General features: G+C 67.5%; 16 protein-coding genes. 8 read left to right on the plus strand and 8 right to left on the minus strand.

The features are described from left to right. Positions 1-82: 82 nt before the first annotated feature. Positions 83-538 (plus strand): Lrp/AsnC family transcriptional regulator, encoded by a 456-nt coding sequence (locus tag ATO3_RS16320; RefSeq protein ID WP_088650996.1) that lies wholly within the window; start codon positions 83-85, stop codon positions 536-538. Beyond that, positions 535-1017, plus strand: a complete 483-nt coding sequence (locus ATO3_RS16325; protein ID WP_088650943.1) for an Lrp/AsnC family transcriptional regulator — start codon at positions 535-537, stop codon at positions 1015-1017. The genes ATO3_RS16320 and ATO3_RS16325 overlap by 4 nt, the downstream gene beginning before the upstream one ends. Here ATO3_RS16325 and ATO3_RS16330 read toward each other — a convergent pair. Further along, a complete protein-coding gene (locus ATO3_RS16330; RefSeq protein WP_088650944.1) occupies positions 1007-2116 on the minus strand; it encodes a Hint domain-containing protein in 1110 nt (369 codons plus the stop codon). The two genes, ATO3_RS16325 and ATO3_RS16330, sit on opposite strands and share 11 nt — an antisense overlap. Positions 2117-2409: 293 nt before the next feature. Between ATO3_RS16330 and ATO3_RS16335 the strand changes: the two genes are divergently transcribed. Continuing rightward, positions 2410-3552, plus strand: coding sequence for an aminotransferase class V-fold PLP-dependent enzyme (locus ATO3_RS16335; RefSeq protein WP_088650945.1), 1143 nt, complete (start codon positions 2410-2412; stop codon positions 3550-3552). 94 nt (positions 3553-3646) lie between these two features. On the opposite strand, the gene ATO3_RS16340 is transcribed toward ATO3_RS16335, so the two are convergent. Both ATO3_RS16340 and ATO3_RS16345 read right to left on the minus strand, forming a co-directional pair. Further along, positions 3647-4843: a UbiH/UbiF family hydroxylase gene (locus ATO3_RS16340; protein ID WP_088650946.1), complete on the minus strand. Its 1197-nt coding sequence runs from the start codon at positions 4841-4843 to the stop codon at positions 3647-3649. Positions 4844-4947: 104 nt separating this feature from the next. Next, the gene (locus ATO3_RS16345) at positions 4948-5595 is read right to left on the minus strand and encodes a pyrimidine 5'-nucleotidase (protein ID WP_088650947.1); all 648 of its coding nucleotides are present in this window, start codon (positions 5593-5595) and stop codon (positions 4948-4950) included. 100 nt (positions 5596-5695) lie between these two features. Between ATO3_RS16345 and ATO3_RS16350 the strand changes: the two genes are divergently transcribed. Further along, on the plus strand, positions 5696-6346 hold the full coding sequence (locus ATO3_RS16350; protein ID WP_088650948.1) for a GntR family transcriptional regulator: 651 nt from the start codon (positions 5696-5698) through the stop codon (positions 6344-6346). On the opposite strand, the gene ATO3_RS16355 is transcribed toward ATO3_RS16350, so the two are convergent. Next, positions 6343-8928, minus strand: a complete 2586-nt coding sequence (locus ATO3_RS16355; RefSeq protein ID WP_088650949.1) for a glycosyltransferase family 2 protein — start codon at positions 8926-8928, stop codon at positions 6343-6345. The two genes, ATO3_RS16350 and ATO3_RS16355, sit on opposite strands and share 4 nt — an antisense overlap. A gap of 117 nt (positions 8929-9045) precedes the next feature. After that, entirely contained in the window at positions 9046-10215 is a 1170-nt protein-coding gene (carA, locus tag ATO3_RS16360) for a glutamine-hydrolyzing carbamoyl-phosphate synthase small subunit (RefSeq protein WP_088650950.1), read from the minus strand. Between the two features lie 191 nt (positions 10216-10406). On the opposite strand from carA, the gene ATO3_RS16365 reads away from it, so the two are divergent. Further along, positions 10407-10871 carry a GatB/YqeY domain-containing protein gene (locus tag ATO3_RS16365; protein ID WP_088650951.1) on the plus strand — a complete coding sequence of 155 codons (465 nt, stop codon included), beginning with the start codon at positions 10407-10409 and terminating at the stop codon, positions 10869-10871. A 231-nt stretch (positions 10872-11102) separates the two neighbouring features. Here the strand turns inward: ATO3_RS16365 and ATO3_RS16370 are convergent, their stop codons facing one another. Further along, positions 11103-11588 carry a DUF2244 domain-containing protein gene (locus ATO3_RS16370; RefSeq protein WP_088650997.1) on the minus strand — a complete coding sequence of 162 codons (486 nt, stop codon included), beginning with the start codon at positions 11586-11588 and terminating at the stop codon, positions 11103-11105. Between the two features lie 112 nt (positions 11589-11700). Then, entirely contained in the window at positions 11701-13371 is a 1671-nt protein-coding gene (gene ctaD, locus ATO3_RS16375; RefSeq protein ID WP_088650952.1) for a cytochrome c oxidase subunit I, read from the minus strand. A gap of 380 nt (positions 13372-13751) precedes the next feature. Between ctaD and ATO3_RS16380 the strand changes: the two genes are divergently transcribed. Next, positions 13752-14192 carry an HIT family protein gene (locus ATO3_RS16380; RefSeq protein ID WP_088650953.1) on the plus strand — a complete coding sequence of 147 codons (441 nt, stop codon included), beginning with the start codon at positions 13752-13754 and terminating at the stop codon, positions 14190-14192. Between the two features lie 169 nt (positions 14193-14361). Next, a complete protein-coding gene (locus ATO3_RS16385; protein WP_088650954.1) occupies positions 14362-15318 on the plus strand; it encodes a cation diffusion facilitator family transporter in 957 nt (318 codons plus the stop codon). Positions 15319-15400: 82 nt separating this feature from the next. On the opposite strand, the gene lipB is transcribed toward ATO3_RS16385, so the two are convergent. Further along, positions 15401-16138, minus strand: coding sequence for a lipoyl(octanoyl) transferase LipB (gene lipB / locus ATO3_RS16390; RefSeq protein ID WP_269845416.1), 738 nt, complete (start codon positions 16136-16138; stop codon positions 15401-15403). A 226-nt stretch (positions 16139-16364) separates the two neighbouring features. On the opposite strand from lipB, the gene ATO3_RS16395 reads away from it, so the two are divergent. After that, entirely contained in the window at positions 16365-17642 is a 1278-nt protein-coding gene (locus ATO3_RS16395; RefSeq protein ID WP_158217987.1) for a peptidoglycan-binding domain-containing protein, read from the plus strand. Position 17643: the final 1 nt, after the last annotated feature.

The raw sequence follows: 17643 nt of genomic DNA on the forward strand, positions 1-17643 counted from the left end.
GCGGATTGTGATTGCAGCGATTTGAGGTATTTTCCCCAAAGATGAAGAATCATTCGCGAGAAGTTCGTTGAGCGAGAAGATCATTCTGGATGACCTGGATCGGCGCATCCTTCGCCAGTACCAGGCCGATCCAGAGGCCGGCACGGCCGAGCTGGCGGAGCGCTGCGGCGCGACCTCGGCCACGGTCTGGCGGCGGCTGGAGCGGATGCGCGAAGGCGGGATCCTGAAGGGCGTCGAGGCGGTGATCGACTGGCAGGCGCTGGGATACGCGGTCGAAGTGTCGCTGCGGGTGACCCTGGACAAGACGGTGGCGCGGGCCTACGACGATTTCCTGATCGCGGCGCGCATGGTGCCGGAAGTGCTTGAAATCCAGACCTTCCTCGGCCGGGTCGACGTGCGGTTGTCGGTGATCGCGCGGGACCTGGCGCATTACCAGGTGCTTTACCGCGATCGCATCCTGACCCTGCCGCATATCGCCGATATCGAGACGCTGATGCATATCGCCCGGGTCAAGAGCGAGGAGGCGCTGCCGCTGTGATCGAACTGGACGCCATCGACCGCCAGCTGCTGCGCGCGCTGACCCAGGACGCGACGCAAAGCGCGGGGGCGCTGGGCCGCCGCTTTGGACTGTCGCAGCCTGCCACCTGGCGCCGGATCCGGCGACTGACCGAGGCCGGGGTGCTGAAAGGCCGGCGGCTGCGGCTGGATGCCGAGGCGCTGGGGTTCACCGTCAGGGTCTTTCTGGGGGTAAAGCTGTCGCGCAAGGGACAACTGAGCCTGGAGGATTTCGAACGCGCGGTCAGCGCCATCCCCGAGGTGCAGTCGGTCGAACATGTGCTCGGCCTGTTCGACTATCGCCTGCGCGTGGTGGCGCGGGACCTGCCGGATTTCGAACGGGTCCTGCGGCGCCGGATCATGACCCTGCCCGGAGTGGGCGAGGTGGAGGCAAACGTGCTGCTGAGCGAAGAGCGTCGCCCGGGCCCGCTGGGGGCCGAGGCCGATCCCGTCAGGCCGTGAGCAGCCGCGCCTCGTACTGCTTCAGGCAGCGGCGGGCGGCAACCGGGTCCTGCTCGTGCATCCGAGCGAGTTGCGGAAAGAGCTCGAGCAGTTCGGCGAGGCTCTCGGCCTGGTCCTCATCGTTCACCTCGGCCCCGGGAAAGAGGCTTTCGGAAATCATGCCATTGGCCCAGATCAGCTCATGCTGGTCGAAGAGGATGTGGATGTATTCCACCGTCCCGCCGCTCTGGATCGTGACATTGCGGTTGTCGACCAGGTGTTTGGCGGCGACGAGGACCTCGGTCTCTTCGAAGAGCATCTCGATCGCGGCGCCTTGGCGCAGTACGCGGTGGTTGGGTGACACCACCAGACGGTCATGATCCCCGAAGGTTCCGGCGGCGATGACCACCGGGGCAAAACGGCCGTTGGCCGCGACCCGGCGCCGCCCGATCCAGCGGATCACCTGTGGCCCGTGATCCAGCGTCAGGACACGGTCGCCGTGGACCAGGTCCTCGATCGGACGCTCGCCCGACGGCGTGCGGATCATGGTGCCCCGGGTGAAACAGATGACCGGCGTGGTGTAGTCGCCCGCGTAGAACTTTCCGTTGGCCTTTTCGAGCGGGTCGCAGGTGTCCCCGTCGCCGTTCAGGTCCATGTCCTGGTAATGGTTCACCGTGATACCGCCCGGCTGATGCGCGGTATCGGCAAGGTCGGTGCCCGGTGCCACGAAAAGCCGGTTGGTATAGGGCCCGCCATCGGTCGGAACCAGCACGTTGGAGTTGAAGCCGACATAGCCGTCGCCCAGCCCGCTGATATCGCTTTGCACGGTCGCGGTCTGGCCCGGGTTCATCGGCTTGTAATTGTACTTGACGATACCGGCCTCGTAATCGGCGCGGCTGTCGTAGACGGTCATTCCGCTGATCGCGCTGCCCTGGGTGATTTCGCCCTCGTGGGTGGTGTCGACCGCGGAGAACACGATCACGTCGTCATCGTCGAAGGGCTGCGATCCGCCGGTCACCGTCGCGGTGCCCTCACCTTCGTAGCCAGCCGTGGAATTGGTCGAGACGGCCGGCGCATCCAGCACGTCGATTCCAAAGACGATGAAGTCATGTGTAAGCATGGGGGCACCCCTTAAGTTTGCACACGGCCGTACCACGACCTGCGCATTGCATGATTCCCCCCAAGCCCCTTCGGAGGAAGTGCCCTTCTGGCAGGGACTTAACGGTATGTGAATGCCGGTTTTCCGAAAATGGTTTACCGGCCGTCGGGAAAGGCTGTGACGCTGCGTCAGGCCGTCCCGGGACACTGCCTGCTGCCTGGCGGGCAGGCAGCTTTCGCGGCGCGGGCGATGGGGCTATGACTTCGGCGCGCGGAGGGGTATGTCCGCGCCGGGAGAGACCGAAGGAGACCATGATGACCGCTACAGCCGCCGCCACCCCCGCCCAGCCGGTCGATCCCGGCGGGCTCGACGAATTTTCGGTGGTCTTCACGGACCGCTCGCTCAACCACATGTCGGCCGCCTTCCAGGCGGTGATGCGCGACATCTCGGGCATGCTGCGCGAGGTCTATGGCGCGGACGGCGTGGCGCTGGTGCCCGGTGGCGGCACCTATGCGATGGAGGCCGTCGCCCGGCAGCTGGCGCAGGGCGCCGACGTGCTGGTGGTGCGCAACGGCTGGTTCTCCTACCGGTGGAGCCAGATCTTCGAGGCGGGCGGGATCGCCGCCAGCGCCGAGGTCATGAAGGCGCGCCAGACGGGCAACGAGAGCCCCGCGCCCTTCACGCCCGCGCCGATCGAGGACGTGGTCGCGCGGATCCGCGATCTGAAACCCCAGGTGGTCTTTGCGCCGCATGTCGAAACCTCGGCCGGGGTGATCCTGCCGGACGATTACGTGACGGCGATGGCCACGGCCGCGCATGAGGTCGGGGCGCTGATGGTGCTGGATTGCATCGCCTCGGGCTGTGCCTGGGTCGACATGAAGGCCACCGGCGTCGACGTGCTGATCTCGGCCCCGCAGAAGGGCTGGAGCGCGTCGCCCTCGGCCGGGCTGGTGATGCTGTCGGACCGCGCGCTGGCCCGGGTGGCCGAGACGACGTCGGACAGTTTCGCGATCGACCTGAAGAAGTGGCTGACGATCATGCAGGCCTATGAGAACGGCGGCCATGCCTACCACGCGACGATGCCGACGGATGCGCTGCGCGCCTTCCGCGACACGATGCTGGAGACGAAGGATTACGGCTTTGAACGTCTGCGCGAACGGCAATGGGCCCTGGGCAACGCCGTGCGGCAGATGCTGCGGGACAAGGGCGTCGTTTCGGTCGCGGCCGACGGGTTCGGTGCGCCGGGCGTGGTGGTGAGCTATACCGACGATCCGGAAATCCAGTCTGGCAAGAAGTTCCTGGAGCAGGGGATGCAGATCGCCGCCGGCGTGCCGCTGCAATGCGACGAGCCGGCCGATTTCCGCACCTTCCGGCTTGGGCTTTTCGGGCTGGACAAGCTCTATGACGTGGACGGGACCGTGGCGCGTCTCAAGCGCGTGATCGACGCGGTTCTCTGAGATCGGTCCGGGGCGGCGGCGCGCCTCCCGCCCCGGCCAATCCCTGTTCTGGCTGCGGATGTTGCGCGGCCCACCCCCGGCCCGCCGCCGCCCCTCAGCGCAGGCCCAGGCCAAGCTCCATCAGGGCCCGGCGGATCGGCGTGATGTCATGCAGCGCTTCGACGCCCCTGGCGCGCAGGTCCTTCAGCGGCTGGAACGGCAGCATGGAGGCGCGGTTCAGCAGATCGACCCCGGTGATGCGCAGGCTGATGTCCATGTGGCGCCTGCGGGCATAGGTATCCAGCATGGTCTGGTTGCCAAGCGTCTCGGGCGCGGCTGTCGCAAGGTCGAGCAGGCATTGCAGGTCGCCCAGCGACATGTTCAGCCCCTGAGCCCCGATCGGCGGGATCACATGCGCGGCCTCGGCCATCAGGGCCAGGCGCTGCGCGGTCAGATGCCCGGCCCGCAGGGCGATGATCGGCCAGGCCTGTCGTTTGCTGGCCAGCCGCAGGGGCCCCAGGATCCCGGCGGAGCGGTCGGTCATCGCCGCCTCGAACGCGGCGGCTTCCAGCGCCATCAGCTCACGCGCGCGGCGACCATCTTCCATCCAGACGACGGCCGAGGACGGCTCGCTATCCTGATCGGGCAGGGGGACAAGGGTGAAGGGTCCGCCCGATCGGTGCACCTCGGTCGAGACGTTCTGATGCGGGATCGCGTGGGTGACGGCAAAGACCATGGCGGTCTGGCCATAGCGCCGCGTCTGCACGTCGATCCCTGCGGCCTGGCGCATGGGCGAATTGCGCCCGTCCGCCGCGACCACCAGCCGGGCGCGGACCTGTGTGCCGTCGGTCAGGCCGACGCGGGCCTCGGCCTCGCGCGTGAGAAGGGTGCGGGTGCCGGTGCCGGGGCGGAAGTCGACAGTCGGCAGTTCGGACAGCCGCGCGACCATCTCGCGCCGCAAAAGCCAGTTGGGCAGGTTCCAGCCAAAGGGCTGGTCCGAGATATCGGCGGCGTCGAAGTCGCGGATCACCCTTGCGTCGCCCTCGGGCCCGCCGGCATCGACGATGCGCATGACCTGCAGCGGCATGGCGAAGGGCGCGAGATGCGCCCAGAGCCCGGCGGTTTCCATCAGCGCCCGGCCCGGCTGCAGGATCGCGGTGGTGCGCAGGTCGGCGCCCTCGGCGTCGCGGTCGGACACCGGCAGCGCGGGATCGACACAGATCACCTGGAAGCCGGCGCTGCCGAAGGCCGCCGCGGCGGTCAGCCCGGCGACACCGCCGCCGGATACCAGGATGTCGCAGGTCTCGGCCATTGTGCCTCTCCTTGGCGCGTCGGTTGGGGTGGAAAATCGCATGCCCACTGCCGCTCAAGGTAGGGCGCGCGGTGTGCGGAGGCCAGAGCCCGCGGCGTCTTGCGTCACTCTGTCAGAAGCCGCAGGAATTCCGTCAGGTCGTCGGTATGGTGGTGGATGTGATCGGCATCAAGCTTCTCGGGCGCGACATGAACCGTGCGCATTCCCATCTCGTGCGGCGCGGCCAGGTTGCGCGGATCGTCCTCGAACATCGCGCCGATGCTGGTGTCGAGCCCGTCGAGGGTGAAGACCGTGTCGAAGGCTTCGCGCCGGGGCTTGGGGTGAAAGCCCGCATGTTCGACGCCGTAGATCGCGTCGAAGAGCCCGGCGAGGCCGCGCGCCTCGAGCACGCGTTCGGCATAGGGCGCCGTGCCGTTGGTATAGACGATCCGGCGGCCCGGCAGCTCGGTGATCCGGGCCGCAAGGACGGCATCGGGCTCCAGCGGGTGGAAGGAGATGTCGTGCACATGGGTCAGATAGGGGTCGGGATCGACGCCGTGGAGCTCCATCAGCCCGGCCAGGGTGGTGCCATAATCGGCCCAGTACTGCTTGCGCAGGCGGTTGGCTTCCTCGGCCGTGACGCCCAGGGAGTCCTGGACATAGGCGGTCATCCGGACCTCGATCTGGTCGAAGAGCCGGGCCTGCGGCGGGTAGAGCGTGTTGTCCAGGTCAAACACCCAGGCGCGCACGTGATCGAAGGATTGCTTTACCATGCTTTCCTCCTAGGCCCCGGGGCTGCATCGTGCAACCAATGGCGCACTTGATTGGCCCTGCACGGCCTCGATAAATTCCGCGGATGGGGGACAGCAGCCGATGAGCCAGACCAGGACGACACAGACGGATGCCTACAGCCTGATCCTCGAGGCGATCGACGTGGGCATCTACAAGCCCGGCGACCGGCTGGTGGAAAGCGACCTGGCCGAGCGGTTCGGCGTGTCGCGGACACCGATCCGCGAGGCGTTGCAGCGGCTTGAGACGCAGTCGCTGTTGGAACGCGACGGGCGGTCTCTGATCGTGGCGTCGCTGGATCACAACCAGATGGCGGAGCTCTATGTCGTCCGGCGCGAGCTGGAGGGGCTGGCCGCGCGGCTGGCGGCGCGTCATGCGACCGAGGAGGAGATCCGGGTGCTGCGCGACATGGTCACGGCGGATGATGCGCTGGTGAACGATCCGGCGGCGCTGTCGCGGGCGAACCGGCGGTTTCACAAGCAGATCCACCTGGCCTCGCACAACCGCTACCTGGTGCAGCAGCTGGACCTTGTGCACCGGACCATGGCGTTGATGGCGACCACGTCGCTGGCCGCGCAGGGCCGGGGGGAGATTGCGCAGAGCGAGCATGACGGGATCGTCCGCGCGATCGAGGCGCGGGACGAGGACGGGGCGGGCAAGGCGCTGCAGGAGCATATCTCCATCGCCTTCATGACGCGGCTGAAGCAGGATGCCGGGCGGCGGGAGCGGAGCTAGGGCGCCGGCGGGCGGTTCGGACCGTTTCCGGGGGCGTCGGGGTCCGGGTCGGCGGTGTCTTTGGTCCGCGGGGCGTGTTCCTCGGCATCGGGGTTTTGATCTTCGTTCGCTGAGTGGTCGGAGAGGCCTTCGGCCTCTGCGTCTTCGTTGCCTGGCGCTGGGTCAAGGGCGGTGTCGTGAGGCGGGTCCGGTTCCGTGATGTTCCGGGTTTCGACGTTGTTCGGGCTCATTTCTGCGCTGTCGCTGGTCTCTTGAGCGTCAGGCTCGGTCGTGCTCAACTCATTGGTTGGCGGTGTTTTTTCAGGTCCGGCGCGGCCCCGGGGCTTTGCGCCGGGCTCAAGGTCTGTCCGCGTCGCCGCGCGGGATGTCTTTCGCGGTTTGTCCCGGGGGGCCCGTCGCCTGCCTTTGCAGGCAGTCTCCGTCGGGGCGGGCGCAGGGCGACGTGGGGCATCCCGGGGCGCATTTGATCGAGGGGCCGGATCCAGGTCCCGCGTGGGGACGTCCCGGTCGTCCGTTCCTTCGGCCTGTGCGCTCCTGTCCTCCGGCTGCGCCTCTGCCCAGTCCAGATCGTCGCGCGCCGCCGACCACCTCTCCTGCGGCTCCGCAAAGCCGAGGCCCGCCCCGGCGACCGGCCCGGCAAACCGGTGCTCCGCCGTCCTGACCGGCCTTGCCTCGCCGGTCTTCGCCTGCGGATCGACGCCATGCTCGGTCTTGTCCCAGAAATAGGGATCCGTCGCCAGTTCCCACAGCGCCTTGTAAGAGGCGACGGCTGCCAGCGGGTAGTAGAAGATCATGCTGGGCACCCAGGCCGTCAGGTGCCGGTGCGCGCGACCCTGCACGGCGACGAACCCGGTGCCCACGTTGATCGTCCCGGCATAGAGCAGCAGCGCCAGAACCGCCGCCGTGCTGTCGGCGGGTAGCACCGTTTCGACCGGGTGCGGCAGCCCGAAGGTCAGCACCCAGAAGGACCACAGCACCGGCGCCATCACGAATTGCGACACCGTCCCAAGGAAGAACGCCTGCACGCTGAAGAACCGCGTCGGCCCCAGGTCGCGCCACAGCCGGCGCGGGTAGCGCATGTGGACCAGGTAGGTGACCATGAACCCCTTCAGCCAGCGCGAGCGCTGCTTGATCCAGGGCCAGAGGCGGTAATTCGCCTCTTCCCGCGTGACGGTCGGCATGATCTCGGTCGTGTAGCCGAAGCGGACGAGGCGCACGCCCAGGTCGGCGTCCTCGGTCACGTTATGCGCGTCCCACGCGCCGACCCGTTCCAGCGCGGAGCGCCGCACGAACATCGTGGTCCCGCCCAGCGGCACCACCAGCCCCATCCGCGCGATGCCGGGCAGGGTGACGCGGAACCAGCTGGCGTATTCCACGGTGAAACACCGCGCCAGCCAGTTGCTGCGTGGGTTGTAGAAATCCAGCACCCCCTGCAGGCAGGCCACGTGCCGCGGCGCACGGGCAAAGCGGTAGGCGACCTGTTCCAGCTGGTCGGGGGAGGGCGCGTCCTCGGCATCCCAGACGCCGATGATGTCGCCGTCGCAGAAATCCAGCGCGAAGTTCATCGCCCGCGGCTTGGTCGTCAGCCCGCCGTAGGCCGGCACCGTGACGACCCGCATCCAGGGCGGCAGCTCGGCCCGGGCGAGGGTGGCGCGGGTGACGGTGTCATGTTCCTCGAGCACCAGCAGGACCTGCAGCAGCGCCTTGGGATAGCTCAGCTCCTTCAGGCGGGCGATCAGCGTTTCGGCGACCGCCTCCTCGCGGTAGAGCGGCACGAGGACCGAGAAGCGCGGCCGGTGCCGGTTGTCGCCCGGCATCGGGATCCGCGCCGGGCGGTCCAGCCCGCTACGGCCCAGGCGCCGCCGTTCGCGATGCGGGGTGGTGACATAGGCCATCAGGCCGATCGTCTTCAGCAGCGCGATCAGTGTCAGCGAGGCGATGGCGACCAGGCTGAGCGCGGCCGCCGCCTGGTGCGGCATGGCCAGGAAGACGCCGAGCGCGGCAAGCGTCAGCGCCAGGGGCACCCTCTGCCAGGTGCGCGCCGCGCGCCAGGAGCGGCAGCTGAAGTCGGGCGGCACCCGCGACAGGGAGCCGGCCGCCAGCCGGGGCCGCAGCAGCCGTGCGAGATGAACCATGACCTGCCCTGCATCGGCGATCATCGTGATGACAGGCATGCCGGGCCCCAGCGCGGTCTGCACGTTGGCCGCATCTTCCGGATCGGCCGAGACCACGACCAGCGCGTTGTCCAGCCGGGCCCAGGGCAGGGTGCGGTGCTTCATCCAGAATTGCGGTGGGCGCAGGCCGATCAGGCCGGGATCGGGCGGGTGTTCGGCCAGGTCGACATGGGTGATGCCCAGCTGGTCCGACAGGGCGACCGCGATGTCCTTGTCGCGGGTCCAGCCCTCGGCCCGGAGGATATCGGCGAGCCGCGCGGGCACATCGCGCTGGATGTCCAGCGCACGCACCAGCTGGTCGTTGGTGAGAACCCCGGCCTCGACCAGGTGGCGGCCCAGCGGTTTGCGCGCGGCGGCATGCGCGGCGCGCGGCGGGCTGTTGACCAGTTTCAGGTGGGACTTGCTCATTCGGACCCGGCGTGACCTGCTTTCGCAGGAGCATGCCGGGCACCGATTAAGGAAGCGTAAACCCTGTTCGGGCCAGGGTCAGGTCAGGTACTTTGCAAGTCAGGTGCTGTGCCGGTCTCAGTCGACTTTTGCCCTGCGCGCGGCCATGGCGGCGGCGAAACGTTCGAAGAGGTAATAGCTGTCCTGCGGCCCCGGGCTGGCCTCGGGGTGGTATTGCACGGACCAGACCGGGCGGTCCGACATGCGGATCCCGCAGTTCGACCCGTCGAAGAGGGAGCGATGCGTTTCGGTCACGCCGGCAGGCAGGGTCTGGGCATCGACGGCGAAGCCATGGTTCATCGAGGTGATCTCGACCTTGCCGGTCTCGAGGTCCTTCACCGGGTGGTTGGCGCCGTGGTGGCCGTGGTTCATCTTGACCGTCTTCGCACCAAGCGCCAGCGCCAGCATCTGGTGACCTAGGCAGATGCCGAAGACCGGAAGATCGGTCCGGTCCAGCACGTCGCGGATCATCGGCACGGCGTATTGCCCGGTCGCAGCGGGGTCGCCCGGACCATTTGACAGGAAGACCCCGTCGGGCTCATGGGCCAGCACCTCATCGGCGGTGGCGGTGGCGGGCAGCACGGTCACGTCGGCGCCGGCCGAGGCCAGGCAGCGCAGGATGTTGCGCTTGGCGCCGTAATCGATGGCGACGACCTTGTGGACGGGATCGGTCTGCTGCGGATAGCCGTCGGGCCAGGCCCACCGCATCTCGTTCCAGCGGTAGGATTGCGGGCAGGTGACCTCGCGCGCGAGGTCCATGCCTTCGAGACCGGCAAAGCCGCGGGCGGCGGCGACCAGCTGTTCGATATCGAACTGGCCGTCGGGATTGTGTTCCAGCGCCACGTGGGGCGCGCCCTGCTGGCGGATGGCCCGGGTCAGGCGGCGCGTGTCGACACCGCCGATGGCCATGCGTCCGCCACGGGTCAGCCACGCGTCCAGCTGCTCGCCGCTGCGCCAGTTCGACGGCTCGGTCGGATCCCACTTCACCACCATGCCTGCGGCGACGGGGGTGTTGGCCTCGTCGTCTTCGACGTTAACCCCTACGTTACCAATATGGGGAAATGTGAAGGTGACGACCTGCCCGGCATAGGAGGGATCGGTCATGATCTCCTGGTAGCCCGTCATCGCCGTGTTGAAGCACAGCTCGGCCACGGTGCGCCCGGTCGCGCCGAACCCCCGTCCGTAGAACAGGGTTCCGTCCGCAAGCGCGAGGCAGGCGGTCGGCCGGGAGGGGGCGAGGCGGGACATGGGCGGGCTCCTGCGGGGTTCGGCGGATCAAATCGGCGCAGGTCTAAGGGAGCACCCCGAACGGGTCAAGGCCCGGGCGGCGCGACCGGGATGTGTCGCTAACGGAACGGAAAGGGACTTGAATGGTTGAGCAGCTACATCAATTTGTGTAGTTTCCATGTTTTGCAGATCCTTGGGATGGGATGAAACTTATGGACATGCGTGCGCGGGTCAATACGGCCCTGAAGCAGGCGATGAAGGACAAGTCCGCAGACCGGCTTGCCACCCTTCGCCTGATATGTGCAGCGATCAAGGACAGGGAAATCGCGCAGCGCGGCGATGGCGAGGACAACGCCGTCGGCGATGCCGAAGTGCTGGCGATTCTGGGCAAGATGGTGAAACAGCGCCAGGAAAGCGTGCGCGTCTACGAAGAGGGCGGCCGGCTGGACCTGGCCGAACGCGAGGCGGCCGAGATCGAGGTGATCGAGGAATTCCTGCCCAAGCCGCTTGCCGAGGAAGAGGTGGACGAAGCCATCTCGGAGGCCGTGGCCTGCACGGGAGCCTGCTCGATTCGCGACATGGGCAAGGTCATGGGCGAGCTGAAGTCGCGCCACACCGGGCGGATGGATTTCGGCAAGGTGGGCCCCAAGGTCAAGCAACGGCTCTGCGCAAGCTGACGCGCCGGGGCAGGGAACGGAAGCGGAGCGCTTTCGGTCCGGGGTCCGCCCGATGGCGGGCCTGTGCGATTCGGTCCGGCGGTGGTGCCGACCGGAGAGGGTGAAGGGGGCGCTGCCCCCGTCGCGGCAGGCCGCGACTCCCCCGGAGGTATTTTTCCAAAGGTGAAGACATGGGATGGCGCCTGGTGGACGGGTCGCCGCAGGGTCCCGGCGCGTCGATGGCCCTGTGCGTCAGGGGTGGCGGAGGAGCGCGGCGAGCTCGCCGTAGAGCGCCTTGCGTTCGTCCTCGGAGAGGAAGGCGCCGATCTCGACCTCGCGGCCGGCTCCCCTGAGGGTCACGTAATTCGGCACCGGTCCCCCCTGGATGTGCAGTTCGGGCCGGGCCCAGTGGCGATTGCTTTCCCATTCCTGGACGTCCCCGCGCGGGTTGCGGCGTGTGAGCCGGGCGGTTTCGTCGGACAGGGTAAAGGTCTCAAGGATCCGGGCGCGGCGCTGGTTGGTCGAGATCGCGAACCAGACACCGGCGAGGGCCGTCATCAGGAAGGGCAGCAGAAGCCACAGCAGCACCGTGCCGATCAGGGCCATCAGCGGGATCAGGAGCAGGGCGAAGGTCACGCCGATGAAGATGACAAAGCCCCCCGGCGTCATCGACTGATGCGGCCAGAGATGCAGCTCGCGGCTTTCGGGCCGGTCGTTATCCGTCCAGCGGTAGGGCATGAGGTCGATAATATCCCGGCCCGCGATCATGTCGAGACCGGCGCGAGGCCTGGCAAACGAAAACCCCGGCCGAAGCCGGGGTTTTGCATGTTTCGGGGCTGGTGAGACCGGATCAGTGGGCGTGGCCCTTGTCCCAGTCCTCCTGCTTCGGCAGCTGCTCGAAGGTGTGCTCCGGCGGCGGCGAGGGCAGGGTGAACTCCAGCGTGTCGGCGTATTCGTTCCAGTAGTTCGGGCGGTTTTCCACGGCGCCCTTGCGGACGGTCCAGATCACGATGCCGAAGAACAGCAGGAACGACGAGAAGCTGATCAGCGCGCCGATCGACGAGAACATGTTCCAGAAGGCGAAGGCCTCGGGATAGTCGATGTAGCGGCGCGGCATGCCCTGACGGCCCAGGAAGTGCTGGGGGAAGAAGGTCAGGTTGACGCCGATGAAGAACAGCCAGAAGTGCAGCTTGCCCAGGTTCTCGGGGTACATGCGGCCGGTGATCTTGGGCAGATAGTAGTAGCAGCCCGCGAAGATGGTGAAGGCCGCGCCCATCGACATCGTGTAGTGGAAATGCGCCACCACGTAGTAGGTGTCGTGGTAGTACCGGTCCACGCCGGCCTGGCTCAGCACCACGCCGGTCACGCCGCCGATGGTGAACAGGAACAGGAAGCCGAAGGCGAACAGCATCGGCGTCTTGAACTCGATCGAGCCGCCCCACATCGTCGCGATCCACGAGAAGATCTTGATCCCCGTGGGCACCGCGATGACCATGGTCGCCAGCATGAAGTAGGCCTGCTGGTTCAGCGTCAGGCCGACCGTATACATGTGGTGTGCCCAGACGACGAAGCCGATGGCGCCGATCGCGATCAGGGCCCAGACCATCGGCAGGTAGCCGAAGACCGGCTTCTTGGCGAAGGTCGCGATCACGTGGGAGATCAGGCCGAAGCCCGGCAGAACCACGATGTACACTTCCGGGTGCCCGAAGAACCACAGGATGTGCTGGTAAAGCACCGGGTCACCGCCGCCGGCCGGATCGAAGAAGGTGAAGCCGAAGTTACGGTCCATCAGCAGCATGGTGATCGCGCCGGCCAGGACAGGCAGGGACAGCAGGATCAGCCAGGACGTGACGAAGATCGACCAGGCGAACAGCGGCACCTTGAAGAGCGTCATGCCCGGGGCGCGCATGTTCAGGAAGGTCGTGATCATGTTGATGGCGCCCAGGATCGACGAGGCACCCGACAGGTGCACCGCGAAAATGGCGAAATCCATCGACATGCCGGCCTCGTTCACCGACAGCGGCGGGTACAGCACCCAGCCCACGCCGGAGCCGGCCTGGTCGTTGCCGCCAGGCGCGAAGACCGAACAGACCGCCAGCGTGGTCCCGGCAACATAAAGCCAGTAGCTGAGGTTGTTCATCCGCGGGAAGGCCATGTCCGGCGCGCCGATCTGCAGCGGCATGAAGTAGTTGCCGAAGCCCCCGAACAGCGCCGGAATGACCACGAAGAACATCATCAGGATGCCGTGGCCGGTGATCAGAACGTTCCAGAGGTGACCGTTCGGCGTACATTCCGCCGAACCCGGGAACAGCCGCGCGCCTTCGAGGCACATGAACTGAACGCCGGGCTCCATCAGCTCCAGACGCATGTAGACGGTGAAACTCACCGAGATCAGCCCGACGATCGCCGAAGTGATCAGGTAGAGAATCCCGATGTCCTTGTGGTTGGTCGACATGAACCAGCGGGTGAAAAAGCCCCGCTCGTCTTCATGCTCGTGACCGTGAATGGCTGCATCTGCCATCTGGAGACCTCCTGTTGCGTCACGTCACGGGGCCACCCCCGAGGGTGCCGCGATATTCATTCAGGTTCTAGAATGCCAGTGAGTGTGCTTCAATGCCGCAACTTGACCCAGATCAAGAAAAATTGCCGCGCCCCCCTTGGGGAAGCGGCACCTTTGTCGCCCTTGGGGCCTGTTCCCGGCCCTTGCGGGCGGTGGCTTGGCGGCTTTGGTGCCGCGCGATCCGACCGGCACCCGCGATCCGGTGGCGACTCGGGCCTGATTCAGTCATGGGGCGAGTCGCCGGGCGGCCCCCCGCAGGCAGGCGGCGCCGGGTTCCTTGACCTCGTGCCGCGCCCAACGCACAACCATGGCAACACCTCAACATGGGAGCGCCCCCGCCGATGGATTACAATCCCGAGCCCTATGACGACGACAATATCTTCGCGAAGATCCTGCGCGAGGAGATCCCCGCCTTCCGGGTCTACGAGGATGCCGATACCGTGTGTTTCATGGATATCATGCCGCGGGTCGACGGCCACATGCTGGTGATCCCGAAGACACCGTGCCGCAACGTGCTGGACGCCTCGCCCGAACAGCTGGCGGCCTGCATGAAGACGGTGCAGAAGATCTCGCGCGCGCTGATGGGCGCGCCCTACGGGGCCGACGGGATCACGCTGCAGCAGTTCAACGAAGGGGACGGCGGGCAGGAGGTCTTTCACCTGCATTTCCACATCCTGCCGCGCCGCGCCGGCGACAGCCTGCGGCCGCCCCGGACGGCGGCCGACATGGACGACGTCAAGGCCGAGGCCGAGCGGGTCCGCGCGGCGATCGAGGCGGCCTGAGACCGGCAAGGCCCGCGCGGCGCCCATCGGCTCATGCCGGGCACCTGGCCCCGCCATGAGCCGGGCCGCGATGCAGTGCTTTGCCGTGTCCGGTTGCCGTGGATGCCCGGGCCTCTAGGGTTAGCGAGACCCGGACCTGGGCCGGGCGCAGAAAGGCGGGGCAGGCGACATGCCGCATGATCATCACGGGGCACACCATGGGCATTCCCATGGACACGGCCATCATCACCACGGGATCGACGCCGGCACCGGCGACCGGCGCCTGGCCTGGGCCGTGGTGGTCAATATCGGGCTGACGCTGGCCCAGGTGGTCGGCGGGATCCTCTCGGGCTCCCTGGCGCTGATCGCCGACGCGCTGCACAATTTCTCGGACGCCGTCGCGCTGATCATCGCCGTGCTGGCCCGCCGCATTGCGCGCCGTCCGGCCGATGCCGAGATGAGCTTTGGCTATGGCCGGGCCGAGATGGTGGCCGCGCTGGTCAACTACACCACGCTGGTGCTGCTTGCGCTTTACCTCGCCTACGAGGGGATCATGCGGCTGATCACGCCAGAGCCGATCGCGGGCTGGACCGTGGTCTGGATCGCGGCGCTGGCACTGATCGTGGACGTGATAACGGCGCTGCTGACCTTTGCCATGTCGCGCCAGTCGCTGAACATCCGCGCGGCCTTCCTGCACAACGTGGCCGATGCGCTGGGGTCGGTCGCGGTGATCGTCGCGGGCGCGCTGGTTCTGCTGTACGAATGGTACTGGGTGGATGCGGTCGTCACGCTGATGATCTCCGCGTATATCCTGATGCATGTGCGGGCCGATGTCGGCGAAGTGATCCGCGTGCTGATGCTGGCCAGTCCTCGCGACCTGGACATGCACGAGGTCATCGCCACGGTGACCGACCTGCCCGGGGTCGAAAGCCTGCACCATGTCCATATCTGGCAGATGCAGGAGCGCGACGCGGCGCTGGACGCCCATGTGGTGGTCGAGCACGGGGCCTGGGACCGCGCGGACGAGATCAAGGCATCGATAAAGGTGCGTCTGAGTGAGGCCTACGGGATCACCCATGCCACGCTGGAACTGGAATGTGCCCGCCATGCCTGCCTGGATGCGCAGAAGATCGGGCATTCGGTCTGACGCGGTGCCGGAAGAGGTCCTGTGATCACAGGGTGGTCCGGCGGGTGTGATCACAATCCCCGCCCGGTGATCCGGGGTGGTCTCAGGCGGCGGGGCCGGCCACTGCCTCTGTCCCGGTCTCGGGCAGGTCGCCCATGACACTGTCAAAGCTGCGGCGCAGGGCGACGTCGAGATCCTCCATCGTCACCGGCAGGCCAAGATCGACAAGGCTTGTCACGCCGTGTTCGCTGATCCCGCAGGGGACGATGCCGCTGAAATGCTCCAGATCCGGGTCCACGTTGATGGATATGCCGTGGAAACTGACCCACTTGCGGACGCGGATGCCTATGGCGGCGATCTTGTCCTCGACCACGGCGCCGGTCACGGCGCGCGGCTTTTCGGGCCGTTCGACCCAGACGCCGACGCGGCCGTCGCGGATATGGCCGGTCACGTTGAACTCGGCCAGGGCGGCGATGACCCAGGCTTCGAGGTCGGCCACGAAGCGACGCAGGTCGTGGCCACGGCGGCCGACGTCGAGCATGACATAGACCACGCGCTGGCCGGGGCCGTGATAGGTGTACTGGCCGCCGCGTTTCGTGACGTGCACGGGGAAGCGGTCGGGCTGGACCAGGTCCGTGTCCCGCGCGCTGGTCCCGGCGGTGTAAAGCGGCGGATGTTCGACCAGCCAGACGCATTCGGTCGCCGCACCCTCGGCGATCCGCGCGGCGCGGTCCTCCATGAAGGCGACGGCGGCGTCGTAGCCGGTCAGGCCGTCCGTTGTGATCCATTCGACCATGCGCGTCTCCTGCCCTGATCGCCGCTGTTTCGCGGGCGTTCGCAGGGCCGCTCGCCGGCCTTGACCGGCCGTCTCGCTGCCCGCGGCCCCAGTGTTTCACATGCCATGACCGCCGCGCGGGCCGCAAGCCCGGGGAACCGGCGAAGCTTCGCCCGCGTTCAGCGACGGAATGGGCGATTTGCCGCGTGTAACGCGGACGACGCCCGCGATCCGGCTGACACGGCCGCCCCGCAGGCTAAGACGTAACCCGAGGCATGACCAGAAAGGCACGATGACGATGAAACGCGCGCTGACCTATACTTTGGCCGGGGCCATGGCCCTGGCACCGCTGACCCGCGCCACCGCGGATACCGGCAGTTTCGTTGCCGGCGCCGCCATTGGCGGGCTTCTTGGCCACCTGGCAACCCGCAGCTACCAGGGGCGTCAGGCGCAGCCGCTTATCGTGCCCCCCTCCGACAGCAGCCGCGTCCAGCACAACACGCCCGGCACCGTGGCCAAGGCGCCGGTCAGCCGGTCGCCCTCGATCCCGGCGTCCCAGACCGGCCGCGACGTGCAGCGCGCGCTGAACTATTTCGGCTTCTCCGCCGGCGGTGTGGACGGCCAGATCGGCCCGCAAACGCGCGAGGCGATCTCTGACTACCAGGCCTACATGGGCTATCCCGCCACCGGCGAGCTGACGGATTTCCAGCAGGATTTCCTGTTCGAATCGCACGAGCGCGCCGCCGCCACCGCCGCCGACCCCGGCTCGGAAGACGCGCGCCGCCTGCTGCGTTTTTATATGGCCGGCGTGTCGGAACCCCAGGCACGGCCCGAGGCCCGGCCGGACGGGCAGGCCCAGCTGCCCAGCTTCCAGGTCTCGGCCACACCCGATTCGCTGGCCGTCCATTGCGCCGCCGTCTCCGAGAAGACGCGCGCCAACGGCGGCTACCAGACGCTGCGCACGATGCAGGCGCCGGTGGACGTGCTGCACGAACAGTTCTGCATGGCCCGGACCGAAAGCATCGCGACCTCGCGTGCGCTGTCGGCCAAGGTCTCGGACGTGGACGAGGCCGGGATCGCCAGCCAGTGCGCCGGCTTCGGCCCGGTGATGGCGCCGATGGTCACCGGCCTCGCGACCGAGCCGCGGCAGGAGATCGTGCGCCAGACCGCGCTGGTGCTGGCCGAATCCGGCAGCGACGCGGCGCAGATGATCGACGTGGGCGAAATCTGCCTCGGCGTCGGCTATGAACAGGACGACATGGCCGTGGCACTGGGCTCGGCCCTGGTGCTGGTGGCGCTGGGGCAGGGCGGCTATGGCGAGCTGGTCGGTCACCACCTGGCCGGCGGCTTCGGCACCCCGGTCGCGCCGGGGCAGGCCGTGACCTGGTATGACCGCGCGATGGAGGCGACCCGGAACGGCCAGTCGGTGTTCGTCGACAATGGCGCCGAGGCACAGGAGCGCGCGGCGCTGGTGCGCGCCGCCGTGGACCAAGCCTATGACGTGCCGCCGCGCCCGCAGCAGGTCTCGCAGGACGCGTCGTCGCTGCCGAACTTCTCGACCTCGGACTGAG

Source organism: Marinibacterium profundimaris (assembly GCF_002210095.1).
Taxonomy (GTDB): domain Bacteria; phylum Pseudomonadota; class Alphaproteobacteria; order Rhodobacterales; family Rhodobacteraceae; genus Marinibacterium; species Marinibacterium profundimaris.

What these genes read in the sequence shown, in the direction of transcription:
- ATO3_RS16330 (WP_088650944.1), bottom strand. Translation starts at nt 2,116, where the DNA reads ATGCTTACACATGACTTCATCGTCTTTGGAATCGACGTGCTGGATGCG.
- ATO3_RS16380 (WP_088650953.1), top strand. Translation starts at nt 13,752, where the DNA reads ATGGATTACAATCCCGAGCCCTATGACGACGACAATATCTTCGCGAAG.
- ATO3_RS16370 (WP_088650997.1), bottom strand. Translation starts at nt 11,588, where the DNA reads ATGCCCTACCGCTGGACGGATAACGACCGGCCCGAAAGCCGCGAGCTG.
- ATO3_RS16345 (WP_088650947.1), bottom strand. Translation starts at nt 5,595, where the DNA reads ATGGTAAAGCAATCCTTCGATCACGTGCGCGCCTGGGTGTTTGACCTG.
- ATO3_RS16365 (WP_088650951.1), top strand. Translation starts at nt 10,407, where the DNA reads ATGGACATGCGTGCGCGGGTCAATACGGCCCTGAAGCAGGCGATGAAG.
- ATO3_RS16355 (WP_088650949.1), bottom strand. Translation starts at nt 8,928, where the DNA reads ATGAGCAAGTCCCACCTGAAACTGGTCAACAGCCCGCCGCGCGCCGCG.
- ATO3_RS16350 (WP_088650948.1), top strand. Translation starts at nt 5,696, where the DNA reads ATGAGCCAGACCAGGACGACACAGACGGATGCCTACAGCCTGATCCTC.
- ATO3_RS16335 (WP_088650945.1), top strand. Translation starts at nt 2,410, where the DNA reads ATGACCGCTACAGCCGCCGCCACCCCCGCCCAGCCGGTCGATCCCGGC.
- ctaD (WP_088650952.1), bottom strand. Translation starts at nt 13,371, where the DNA reads ATGGCAGATGCAGCCATTCACGGTCACGAGCATGAAGACGAGCGGGGC.
- carA (WP_088650950.1), bottom strand. Translation starts at nt 10,215, where the DNA reads ATGTCCCGCCTCGCCCCCTCCCGGCCGACCGCCTGCCTCGCGCTTGCG.
- ATO3_RS16385 (WP_088650954.1), top strand. Translation starts at nt 14,362, where the DNA reads ATGCCGCATGATCATCACGGGGCACACCATGGGCATTCCCATGGACAC.
- ATO3_RS16340 (WP_088650946.1), bottom strand. Translation starts at nt 4,843, where the DNA reads ATGGCCGAGACCTGCGACATCCTGGTATCCGGCGGCGGTGTCGCCGGG.
- ATO3_RS16395 (WP_158217987.1), top strand. Translation starts at nt 16,365, where the DNA reads ATGACGATGAAACGCGCGCTGACCTATACTTTGGCCGGGGCCATGGCC.